Annotated in this window: 6 protein-coding genes; 1 reads left to right on the forward strand and 5 read right to left on the reverse strand. The window is 30.8% G+C overall.

Annotated features, from left to right (window positions below):
• Positions 1 to 156 precede the first annotated feature (156 nt).
• From C7U55_RS11560 to C7U55_RS11570, 3 genes are all read right to left on the reverse strand, one after another.
• A complete protein-coding gene (locus C7U55_RS11560) occupies positions 157 to 2,553 on the reverse strand; it encodes a glycogen/starch/alpha-glucan phosphorylase (protein ID WP_106988695.1) in 2,397 nt (798 codons plus the stop codon).
• Positions 2,554 to 2,703: 150 nt separating this feature from the next.
• Positions 2,704 to 4,632 carry a 1,4-alpha-glucan branching protein GlgB gene (gene glgB / locus C7U55_RS11565; RefSeq protein WP_106988696.1) on the reverse strand — a complete coding sequence of 643 codons (1,929 nt, stop codon included), beginning with the start codon at positions 4,630 to 4,632 and terminating at the stop codon, positions 2,704 to 2,706.
• Between the two features lie 116 nt (positions 4,633 to 4,748).
• Positions 4,749 to 5,915 carry a PucR family transcriptional regulator gene (locus C7U55_RS11570; protein WP_106988697.1) on the reverse strand — a complete coding sequence of 389 codons (1,167 nt, stop codon included), beginning with the start codon at positions 5,913 to 5,915 and terminating at the stop codon, positions 4,749 to 4,751.
• Between the two features lie 414 nt (positions 5,916 to 6,329).
• Here C7U55_RS11570 and pckA point away from each other — a divergent pair, with 414 nt between their 5' ends.
• A complete protein-coding gene (gene pckA, locus C7U55_RS11575) occupies positions 6,330 to 7,907 on the forward strand; it encodes a phosphoenolpyruvate carboxykinase (ATP) (protein ID WP_106988698.1) in 1,578 nt (525 codons plus the stop codon).
• Positions 7,908 to 7,943: 36 nt separating this feature from the next.
• Here pckA and C7U55_RS11580 read toward each other — a convergent pair whose 3' ends face one another.
• Both C7U55_RS11580 and C7U55_RS11585 read right to left on the reverse strand, forming a co-directional pair.
• Positions 7,944 to 11,843 (reverse strand): InlB B-repeat-containing protein, encoded by a 3,900-nt coding sequence (locus C7U55_RS11580; protein WP_106988699.1) that lies wholly within the window; start codon positions 11,841 to 11,843, stop codon positions 7,944 to 7,946.
• 14 nt (positions 11,844 to 11,857) lie between these two features.
• Positions 11,858 to 12,277 carry an RrF2 family transcriptional regulator gene (locus C7U55_RS11585; protein ID WP_162297449.1) on the reverse strand — a complete coding sequence of 140 codons (420 nt, stop codon included), beginning with the start codon at positions 12,275 to 12,277 and terminating at the stop codon, positions 11,858 to 11,860.
• Positions 12,278 to 12,834: the final 557 nt, after the last annotated feature.

Here is a 12,834-nt window from a genome sequence, read left to right on the forward strand (position 1 = left end):
TGATTTTATATCTTTTTATGATAGAATCTAGTTATAACGAAAGTGATCCACCGATATACAGAGTGGTAATAATTTCTATTCAAAAAGGTACTCATTCATTTGAGTGCCTTTTTGCTTACAAAAAAGACCTCATTTTGAGGTCTTCATTCATTTATATTAGAATTTACATTTTTCTAAGTGCCAGATATCTTCTACATATTGTTCGATTGTACGATCTGATGAGAAGAATCCACTCTTAGCGATATTTACTAAACAAATCTTAGCCCAGTTTGAACGATCTTGATAAAGTTCAACAACATGTCTTTGCGCATTTGCATAAGATTCAAAGTCAGCTAATAAGAAGTATTCATCATTTTTATTCATTAATTCATCATGAATAATTTTGAATTCTTCTTGATTACTTGAGAAAGTACCATTTGTTAATGAATCAATGGCACGACGGATTTTTAAATCATTGTTGTAGTAATCCCATGCACGATATTGATTATTTGCTTTTAAGTTCTTCACTTCTTCATCTTTCAATCCAAAGATTTCACAATTATCTAATCCTACTAATTCAGAAATTTCAACGTTTGCTCCATCTAAGGTTCCTAAAGTAATAGCTCCATTCATCATGAATTTCATATTACCAGTACCACTTGCTTCTTTACCAGCTGTAGAAATTTGTTCTGAAACATCAGCTGCAGGCATAATTTTTTCAGCTAAAGTAACACCATAGTTTTCTAAGAAAACAACTTTTAAGTATTTATTTGTTTCAGGATCGTTATTAACAACATCTCCAACGGCATTAATTAATTTAATAACTTTTTTAGCGAAGTAATAAGCACTTGCTGCTTTTGCCCCAAAGATGAAAGTATGTGGATAAATACGGAAATCAGGATTTGATTTCATTTCTTGATATAAATAAATAACATGTAAAATATTTAATAATTGTCTTTTATAGGCATGTAATCTCTTAACTTGAACATCAAAGATACTATCAACATCAACTTCAATTCCATTGTGTTCTTTAATGTAATCCGCAAGAATTTGTTTTCTTTCACGTTTTACAGCTAAGAAACGTTCTTGTAAGATAGGATCATTAACATGAGACATTAAGTTTTCTAATTGAGCAGGTTGTTTGATCCATCCTTTACCAATTGTTTCATTAATAACTTCACTTAATTGTGGGTTACAATAAGCAAGCCAACGACGATGAGTTACCCCATTTGTTTTATTATTGAATTTATTTGGATAAAGAACATTAAAATCATGAAGTTCTCTATCTTTTAAGATATCTGTATGAAGTTTAGCAACCCCATTAACACTAAAGCTTCCGGCAATAGCAAGTCTTGCCATATAAACAATTCCATCTCTTAAAATCATTGTACGGTCTACTAAATTTTGATCACGATCACTGACTTCTTTAGCAAAACCAACAAAACGACGATGAATTTCTTCAATAATTTGATAAACACGTGGTAATAATGTTTGCATTGTACTAATTGGCCAAGTTTCTAAGGCTTCGGCTAAGATTGTATGGTTTGTATACGCAAATGTTTGTGTACAAATATCCCATGCATCTTGCCATTCATAACCATGATCATCAATTAATAAACGCATAAATTCAGGAATACATAATACTGGATGTGTATCATTTAATTGAATAACATTTTTTTCATGGAAATTATCTAATGAAGGATAATTTCTTAAATGTGCTTTAATAATTGCTTGAATTCCTGCTGAACAGAAGAAATATTCTTGTTTTAAACGTAACATTTTTCCAGCAGGTGTTGAATCATCTGGATATAAGTTTTGACAAATACTTCTAACATCTTCGATATACCTTTGGAAGTCATGGTTACTTGGGAAATCTTCACTAGGTTCCGCTGACCATAAACGTAAAGTATTTGTATTTACTGTACCATTTCCAATAACTGGTACATCATAAGGTACCGCATAGATTGTTTCAGCATCTACATGTTTCCATTTACCTTCTGATTCATCCCAGATAACTTTTCCAAAGAATTTTACTGGTACACGATGTTTAGGTTTACGTACTTCCCACATAAATCCTGTTTTCATCCATTGATCAGGTAATTCTACTTGATAACCATTTTCAATTTTTTGTTTAAATAAACCATATTCATAACGAATTGTATTTCCATGTCCTGGATAATCTAATGAAGCAAGTGAATCCATAAAGCATGCAGCTAAACGTCCAAGTCCCCCATTACCTAAACCAGCATCACTTTCTAATTCTTCTAAATCATGAATATTGATTCCATAATCTTCTAAACCTTCTTTAGCAATTTCATAGATTCCAAGGTTCATCATGTTATTTACTAATAGTCTCCCCATTAAAAATTCCATTGAGAAGTAATGCATTTGTTTTTGTTCATTATTTTGAACAACTGCTTTACTTGCTGCCCAGTTAACTGAGGCATAATCTCTTACCATTGTTTCAAGAACCATGAATTTTTCAGTAATATGGGCTTCTTCTACAGTACGCCCATAAGATTCAATAATTCTTCTTGAAAACTCGAATTTAAATTCTTCTTTATTTTTAAACATTTTCCCGTCTCCTCATAATACATTTACGTGTTCATCATACTTTATTTTGATGTAATTGTCACGTTTTTAAAATTTTTTTATAGCGATGAAATCGCAACTTTTTCAAAAAAATAGAGTATCTAAACAACCGATGCTCTATTTTTGAACAACCTATTTTGTTTTCTTAACTACTTTTTTACGTGTTTTTGTTGCAGTTTCCTTTTTAGGTTTTACTTCAAAGATACATGCACTAAATGGTGCAAGTTTTACTTCAATGTAATGATCTTTATTTAATAATCTTGTTTTTTCCTTTAGTTTTAATTTTTTAGAACGAAGTGCTCTTGGATTGATCATACCTTTTCCTGAATAAACATCTTGATCAGTATTTAAGATTTCTTTATAACTTCCTTCAATATTAACAGGAACTTTATATCCATCATGGCTATTTCCCACAAAATTCATGACAGCAATGATTGCATTTCCATCTTTATCTTTTCTTTCAATAGCAAAAACGCATTGATCATGGTCGTCAACCACAAGCCATTCAAATCCTTTTAAATCATAATCCATTTGATATAAAGCTGAATATTTCAAATAAATTTCATTTAATTTTTGAGTAAAACGATGGAAAGCATCATGATCAGGATATTTCAAAATATCCCATCCTAATGATTTTGATTCATCCCATTCTTTATATTCAGCAAGTTCATTTCCCATGAAATTTAATTTCTTACCTGGATGTAACATCATATAAACATAAAGTGCCTTCACTTGCGCTAATTTATCACCATGCAATCCCCACATCTTATTAATAATCGTAGCTTTTCCATGAACAACTTCATCATGTGAAAATTCAAGTAAGAATCTTTCTGAATAGAAATAAGCCATTGAAAAAGTAATAAAACGACTATCATATTGACGATAAACAGGATCTTCTTGGAAATATTTTAACGTATCATTCATCCAACCTAAATCCCATTTATAATCAAATCCTAAACCATGTTCACCTACTGGTTTAGTAACACCAGGATAATCTGTTGAATCTTCCGCAATCATCATAACAGTTGGATGGTACCCAGACATATGTCCATTTAAACGTTTCATCCATTCCATTGCCCCAATATTTTCACCTAGATTTTTATTTCCTTCATAGTAAATTAAGTTACTAACCGCATCAAATCTAAATCCATCAATATGATAATATGTAGCAAAAAATTCTACAGAACTTAATAAGAAACTTCTCACTTCATTTTTACCTAAATCAAAATAGACACTATCCCATGGACTATAACGACGATTATAATCATTATAATCATAGACAAAACCACCGTCATACATATGCAATCCATGAGCATCTTTGACGAAATGAGCAGGGACAAAATCCATGATAACACCAATACCTTCGTTGTGGCAGGCATCAATAAACTTCATTAATTGTTTTGGTTGACCATATCTTGAAGTTGCACTATAAAATCCAGTTGCTTGATAGCCCCAAGAACCATCAAATGGAAATTCTGTAAGTGGCATTACTTCTAAGTGAGTATAGCCCATTTTTTTAACATAAGGAATGATTTGGTCAATAAGTTCTTCATAAGAATAATATTCACCCTCATCTCCTTCACCTTCACTTTCATGTTTCATTTTCCATGAACCTAATGAAGCTTCATAAATATTTAATGGTCGATCATAGTTCTTTGTTCTATTTTTCAACCATTTGCTATCGTGCCAACGATAACCTTCCATATTATAAACTTTAGAAGCTGTTCCAGGTCTTAATTCACTGAAATAAGCATAAGGATCAGCTTTTTCAATCATATCTCCTTGAGGTGTTTCAAATTTAAATTTGTACATATCAAATTCTTTAACACCTTCTACAAAAACGGTATAAATTCCTCCGTTATTATATTTTTCCATATAACAAGGTGTTTTACCCCAATCGTTAAATTCACCAATAACTTGTGCACTTTTTGCGTTTGGTGCATAAGTAGTAAAACGTACACCTTTTTTACCTTCATATGTTTCAAAATGTGCTCCGAAAATTTTATAAGCTTGTAAACAATTCCCGTCATGGAAAGTATGAATTAAAAAATTATCAAACATATTTTTATCTCTCCTTTATGTTATTTATTATATCATAGAACTGACCAACATTCACTAAAAAGTTAGCGCTTTCATTTTTATTTGATAAAAAATAAAAAGGAAAAAACAAATATTTTCTATTTCTCCTTTTTTTCTACAATTTCCTTAATATAAAAAGCAAGCATATAAGGCATTTTTTCTTCAAAAGAATCCAATTGACATTCTGTCAATTCTTTTATCTTATTAAGTCGATAATTGATGGTATTTCGATGCATAAACAAACTTTCTGCCATCGCTTTTTGATTACTATCAAATTTTAAGTACTGATAAAGCGTTTCTTCTAATTGAGTATTATGTTTCTGATCATAATCAATTAAAACACCGAGCATACTACGATACATTTGTTTTAAAACACCTTGATCTTCAATAATAAATAAAAGTTGATAAACGCCCATATCATCAAAATAGATTTGTGGATAATCGAATTGCTTTGCCATTTTACAAGCTGCAATAGCTCTTTTATAACTTAAAATTATATTTCTAAAATCAGCCATCTTCGAACCAATTCCTAGATGAAGTGTATAGTGTAAACGTTTTTTAGCGCGTTTATACATTTCATTAATAACTTCTACTAAAGCACTATCTTCTAAGTTATTAAAAATCATAATATAATAGCCATCAAACCAAAAGAAACTATAATTTCCTTCAACTTTTTCAAAACAGAGTTCTAATTGAAACTTGATACTTCTTCTTTCCATCATACCCAGTTCTTCTTCCGTTTCTACAGAAATTGCCATAACTTGGAAATCATTTTCAACATCAAAGTCCCCTGCAAGTTTATTTCTTGATTCTTCAATGATTGCAGGATTAATAAGTGTATCCATGACCGTTTGATTAATATACTTATCATCCCTTTCTGCCCGTAAACAGTGATAAGAAAAATCTTTGATCATATCTGCGATATGTATTTCCCAAGGGACTGTTAATAATGGAAAACTTAATTCATCACAATAGTCTATAATATCTTGGTCAATATCAAAAATATATTTTCCCGTATTAATGACTAATCCTACACTATGATATTTAATAAGTTGTTCAATAAATTCTCTTAATTTTTCTTGACTTTGAAAGCCAAGTCCTGTTGTTACAACCAGCTCTTTTCCCCAAAGTTGTTGTAAAATGGTTTTATCTTCGACCATTTGAATCCAACTCATCGCATTTGAACATCCCTCTTCTCCCGCAAGGAGAGTCATTTTATAGCGCTTTTTTGTTTCTCTTAAAGCATCTTCTATTGTAAATCCCATACCATCACCCCTTCTATTGTACCCTATTTGTGCACATTGCACAAATACTTATTCTTTTTTTTAGGTAACATGCCTCTACTCAATTCGCTATATTTCGCTATAATAAACATGTAATAAAAATTAAGAACTAAAAGAGATATCCCATAATATTTATATCTCTGTATTACGATTTTCAAATAATAGTTTCCCAATAAATTAATTTTTTATTACTCGATTCCCTATATATATAAATAAGGTCATTCCCCTAAATGACCTTATTTATTTTTTTGTCTTCTTTTTTTTTACTTTTTTATTAAAAATAAAAGCCCAAAATCACATTAGAGCACTTTCTTATAAAAAAGTAAGCGCTTACTCTAGATTTTCTATTCATAATTAGGTATCATTATACATAAGGAATCCTAAAGGAGGAATATTATGGATACATTGAAAATCGAAAAATATGGTTTTAAACACACAGGGAATATTTTTAGAAACAATCCACCCGGAGCACTTGTGGAAAAAGCTTTACTTCATAAAGAAGGTCGCTTATCACGTGCAGGTGCTTTATGTATAGAAACTGGCGAAAGAACAGGACGTTCGCCAAATGATAAATATATTGTTGATACTCCAGCCGTTCATGATTTAATTGCCTGGGGAAATGTCAATCGTCCAGTATCAAGAGAAGTTTTTGATCAAGTCTATGATCAAATTGTTAACTATTTAAATGATAAAGATCTTTATGTCTTTGATGGTTTTGCGGGAGCAAACCGTAAATATCAATATGGTTTTAGAGTTATTAATGAAAAAGCAAGTCAAAACTTATTCATTCGTAATTTACTTATTCGACCTAAAAAGGAACAACTAAAGGATTTTAAGGAAGACTTCTTAATTCTTGTCGCTCCAGGATGTAAAGTAGATTATCAAAAATTAGGATTGAATAGTGAAGCTGCTATTATGATTGATTTTGAAAAACAAATTGTTTTAATTGCAGGAACAGGTTATTCAGGAGAAATTAAAAAAGCAGTTTTCTGTGTTATGAACTATTTACTTCCACAAAAGAAAATCTTTACAATGCACTGTTCTGCCAACATGGGAATTGATGGAGATACAGCTTTATTCTTTGGTTTATCTGGGACAGGGAAAACAACATTATCCGCTGACCCTAATCGTCGATTAATTGGTGATGACGAGCATGGTTGGTCTAGAAATACTATTTTCAATTTTGAAGGAGGATGTTACGCAAAATGTATCAACCTTTCTAAAGAACATGAACCTGAAATTTGGAATGCCATTCGCTTTGGTGCCGTGACAGAAAACGTAAAGCTTTTTGAAGATACACGTATCATCAATTTTGATGATGGTTCTATTACTGAAAATACACGTGTTGGTTATCCAATCGATTATATCCCAAATACTGTTTCGTCAGGGGTTGGACCTATTCCACGTACTATTTTCTTTTTAGCGGCTGATGCCTTTGGTGTTTTACCACCCATTTCAAAACTTGATCGTAATGCTGCTATCTACCACTTTGTTTCAGGATATACAAGTAAACTTGCTGGAACAGAAAATGGCGTTACTGAACCAGAAGCTACATTTTCAACATGTTTTGGGGAACCTTTCTTCCCATTAGATACAGCTTTATATGCTCACCAATTTGGTCGTCGTGTTGAAAAATCAGGAGCTAATGTTTTCTTAATTAACACGGGATGGACAGGTGGTTCTTATGGTAAAGGACATCGTATTCCATTAAAATATACACGTGCCATGATCAACGCTGCCTTAAATGGAGATTTAGACTTTGTAGAATATGTTAAAGAACCTTTCTTTAACTTAAAAATTCCTAGAAGCTGTCCAGGAGTTCCAGCGGAAATGTTGAATCCTAAAAATACTTGGTCTAACAAACGTGAATATGACAAAACAGCTAAAAAACTTACTAAAATGTTCCAAGAAAACTTTAAAAAATATAATTTACCAAATACTGTTGTCAAAGCAGGACCTGGTTCTTATAAATAAGTAAAAAGCCAAAGGCAAATGTCTTTGGCTTTTGTTTTATACTTTTTGTTTAGTCTTTTTTATTCCATAGAAAAGAATCAATGAAAGAATCATTAACGAAATCCATAAATCACTTCTTGAAAAATCTCCTGTTTTAATTTTTTTATTCAATCGTGTTTGTTTATTTTTTCGTGTTTGTTTATTTTTTACAATAGATTCTTTATTATCCTTTGTTTTGGTTGATGTTATTGTTTCGTTACTTATTTTTTTATTTGTTTGTTTATTTGTATCTTGATTATTTTTTTGATTAATTTCTTCATTTGGATCATTTGTATGAACTCCATTTTCTTTTTCATAAAGTAAAGCAAATGGAGAAAAACTATCAACAGAAAATTTTACGAATTTTTGATTTTCTATCGTAACAACCTCACAAGATATTTCTTCAGGAATATTTGTAGTTAAAAGATCATTAATATCATAATCACTATCACGCGATAATCCTTTAAAATGAACAATATGAAAATGAGAATTTTCTTTAGCCTCACTTGGCACAGGCCAATAGATATTCATTTTTTGTCCGTCTTTTAAAGCTATATAAGCATTTCCATTATGAGTATCCACTAAATCAAGATAATTAAATTCATAAGAATATTTTCCTTTCGCATTTTTATTTTGATCTAAGTATTTAACAAGTAATGGATCATCTAGTGTTTTATCTACAAGAAGTTTAACCCCTGTAGAATCTGTAACTTCTACATTACTATTATTAATAAAATAAGTTGTATTTTTTTGAGCTGTTTGAATGTAAATCTTATTCTTATTTGTTGAATCTAGTTTTGGTAGCGTATCACTAATATCTGAATAATATTGATTAACATTACCACGTACTTTAAGTGTTCCTGTACCTAATTTTGCAGAGCAAATAATCGTTTGATCGTCTAATTTTATTTTTATTTGATAAAGTTCTTCATTGAATTTACCTGTATAGAAATTCATTTTATAATCTCGATATTGATCTGTTTCGCTTACCGGGAATTTAGAATCAATCATTACTGTTCCATCATCACTAGTAAATTGAATACGTGCTGGTATCATCGTTTCTGTACCATCTACTTGACTTTCACACACTTTATAAATATAAACATATTTTCCATTAACAACTGTTTGACTATGATCTTTATCTCCATATAACTCAAGTTTCCAACTACGAGTTACTCCATTATTATCATTATATGTTAAAGCAATCTTATCACTTAAATCAATAGGATGATCATTTGTATTACCTATTAATTTATTAACTTCATCTGGTAATGTGACATAAAATCCAATTTCTGGCAAATCATTTTTAGAAAAAGTACCATCAGGACCTATAACTCCTGTATACCCATTTCCACCTGTATAAATGGTAAGATCCATTGGTGTAATCGTGATAGGCTGATCCATAACATCTTCTTGCCACATTGCATAAACCGTCATGCTTTTCGTAACATTCGTTTTTTCATCAAACGTTTCGCCCGTCCCATCTGCTTTTGTATTCCATCCTTTAAAAGTATATCCTTTACGTGTTGGATTTTTTGTTGGCAAATCAAAATGATAATTTGTTTTACCTGCAACATAGTCTTGCAATGATGTTTTAGGACTTGCCTCTGTTTCTCCTCCATTTTTATCAAATGTCACTCTAATTCCTGTAGTTACTTGCCACATATAATAATCATCTTTACCATTTGCATCCTTCATTCTTTTTAAATAGAGATCTTGATTAATGGCATCTTCATTTTCTAAAACAAATACATTTTGTTGAGGTTTATCTTCATCTTTCTTTGAAAGAATATAATTATCTCCTAATACCGGTGTTTGTAATGATTGCCAATCATCTTTATTTACCGTATAAACCTTCGTCGAACCTGTTGATTGACCTTTAATTTGTAGAGGAATAACGCCACCATCATCACTACCATCATAATTTTTAGAAACTGCAGGTAAACGAATTTCTGCATCATCTCCTGTATAATTTAACTCAAATAACGAATGTTTCATCAATACCATCATACCTGATGAATTTACCTTTTCTTTTATATCAACTGTTCCATGAGAGATATATTGACCTTGATTTCCAATTGTCATTGTTTTAGCAATGGTACAATCATAATCATCTTTAGCTTGAGCATATAATTGTTCCCAAGTCCCATTAACAATAACATCACCATCTATTTTCATTGGATCTTCATCATTTGTTTTCAAAACACTACCTTGATCAACAGTTAAGTCTCTTACAAGCCACAAACCATTTACTAGGACATTTGAATTATTTTTTACATGAACTTTTGATGCAGATTGAATAAAAGGAATTGTTGCTTGACAAGCATCTAATGCAACTGTTGGCGTGTTTTCTGGTGAACTTTTGTAATTTATTGTAGAAAGCACTCCAGTACGAATCTTTGGTGAGCCTTTAATAGTAATTGAAGAACCTTCATTGACTTGTTTTTTATTAGTAAGTCTAACAATATTGATATCTCCACCATCAACATTAATAATTGATTTTCCTTCAATTATTGCATCGTAACCTACCAAAATATCTCCTTCATCATATTCTGTTTCATAGTAACTGTTTCTTAAATCAACATTTATCGCATTAACCGTAACATCACCTTTAACATTAGAATCCCATGCACCCGTAATATTTCCCATATGTGAACCATTGATATTTAAAGTAATGTTACCACCTACATTACTGTCGATTGCCCCATATATTTCTGGAATATCACCAGATAGTGGTTCTGTTCCTTTATCCCATCCCCATACATTTTCAAAAGTATCAATCGTAATATTACCACCTACTTCATATGTTCCATTTTCAGATGGTGACTCTGCAAACCTATTACCAGCACCAACAATCGGCCAGTTTCCATTCAAGCGTAATGTTCGATCTGTATTTTCATACTTCTTAGCACCCGCAATAATATGAAGATCTCCACGAATAATCGATTTTGTTGAATATTCTTGTGTACCACATATTTCATTAGCACGTCCAGAACGTATATCTAAAGTAACATTACCTTTCATTTCACAACCATATGTTCCTTCGATTGCTGGAGAAGATTTGCCATTTTGATTATCATAAATAAGTATTGCATTACCACCTACATAGACATCCGGACTTTTTGCACCATCATTAGAACTTCCATCACCCATTACACATCCGGGATTAAGATGGTTTCCTCCTTGCATTTGAATATTTCCGGTAATTTCAAGATAAGTATTCCCTTCAACGGAACCTTGATAAGAACCACCTATAACATCATGAAGCCCACTGCTAGAACTTGGATTGATATAACCATTTGCATCAATGACAACATAGGTACTTGCAACAGTTGTTTTATAACCACCACCATAAAGGGTTCCTGTTAAATGTATTTCACCTTGATTTGTGAAAATGGTTTTGTATCCAGTACAATAAAGTTTATATCCTCTTACATCCACATTTTCAAAAGTACATGACCCATTTAAGATCCCTAGATTAGATAAACTTAAAGAATACATATTACCTTCTGTACTAGAAACAATTATATGTTTTCCCTCAACCCCAAAAGAGGCAATATAATTTTCTGTTGGTGCACCAACATCTGCATTTAAAATAATAGATGCTTCATTAGAACTACTTGTTTTAATTTGTTCAAGTGCATTTTTTAATTCTTCATCTGTTGATACTGTATAACTATCGTTCGATAGTGTTACAGCTTCATCCTTTTTAGTTTGATGAACCGTTTGAGTTGATGATTCAGCAACCTGATCTTCTTGATTAGAAACTTGCGTTTCTTGTTTATTATTACTACTTTCCTCTTGATTTTCATTTTGTATGTTTTCTTGTATTTCAGTTGCAAAAGCATTTTGTGGATACATTCCCAAAATCATTGTTAAAACAATGATTACTGAAAAAAATATATTTCTTCTTTTCATTATAAACTCCCCCTTTAAATGTTATCCCTAAATTCTTTATTTATAAGATCACTAAATGTGACTTTTTCTAATTGATGTATCATATCATTTTGTAGGCTTTCTAATATTTTACGAATAGCACATGAATCTTGACAGTTTTTTGAACACGTACCATTTGTCTCTAAACATTTATTAAAAGACATGGTTGTTTCCGTCGCTAAAATAACATCTAACAAAGTGATTGATTTTGGCTTTTTAGCTAGACGATAGCCACCTTTTACACCTTCGATTGCATAAATTATTTTTTTATTCTTTAAATTTTTAATAATTTTAGGAATATAATTCATAGGTATTTGAAGCTCATTGGATAATTGTGAAGTTGTTACTACATCTCCCTTTTGTGATAAATAAGTCACAATTCTAAGAGCGTAATCTGTAGTCATTGTAAATTGCATAATTGTTACCGAATATATTTTTCCTTTTCCGTTAAAGTATTCCTGCAACAATTATCTTTCTAGTTTTTAACCAAATCGTTATTTGTATGCTGGTTTTATCTCTTATTTATATAACTAAACTTGGATAAATAAGATCTTATTTTAACTAAGATTATTATAGATTTTTAGGCTTTTTTATATAATGGACAAAATAGGAAAAACTTTAATGATATTATTGTCAATTTCGTGCCATAAAAAAACTAGAGATAAAATCTCTAGCAATGGCATGAACTTAAGATATAATCTTAGGTTCATGTCTTTTTATTTTTATCCTTTTTTTATAATAGTATCTCGTATTTCTTTTTATGTAGTATAGGGTATATAATCTTATTACTTTTAATTTAAATATATTTATTATATATTTGTAGTATAGGATGGTGATGTTATGTTTGTAAAAGTTGTAAAAAATAATAGAGGTCGTCCAAATACCTCTTTTATCTCAATTGTTGAATCTTATCGTGAAGATGGAAAGGTTAAACATCGTACAATCAGAAATCTTGGACTTTTTGATGACGATC

This window comes from Faecalibacillus faecis, assembly GCF_003024675.1.
Taxonomy (GTDB): Bacteria; Bacillota_I; Bacilli_A; order Erysipelotrichales; family Coprobacillaceae; genus Faecalibacillus; species Faecalibacillus faecis.

What these genes read in the sequence shown, in the direction of transcription:
- glgB (WP_106988696.1), bottom strand. Translation starts at nt 4,632, where the DNA reads ATGTTTGATAATTTTTTAATTCATACTTTCCATGACGGGAATTGTTTA.
- C7U55_RS11560 (WP_106988695.1), bottom strand. Translation starts at nt 2,553, where the DNA reads ATGTTTAAAAATAAAGAAGAATTTAAATTCGAGTTTTCAAGAAGAATT.
- C7U55_RS11570 (WP_106988697.1), bottom strand. Translation starts at nt 5,915, where the DNA reads ATGGGATTTACAATAGAAGATGCTTTAAGAGAAACAAAAAAGCGCTAT.
- C7U55_RS11585 (WP_162297449.1), bottom strand. Translation starts at nt 12,277, where the DNA reads ATGCAATTTACAATGACTACAGATTACGCTCTTAGAATTGTGACTTAT.
- C7U55_RS11580 (WP_106988699.1), bottom strand. Translation starts at nt 11,843, where the DNA reads ATGAAAAGAAGAAATATATTTTTTTCAGTAATCATTGTTTTAACAATG.
- pckA (WP_106988698.1), top strand. Translation starts at nt 6,330, where the DNA reads ATGGATACATTGAAAATCGAAAAATATGGTTTTAAACACACAGGGAAT.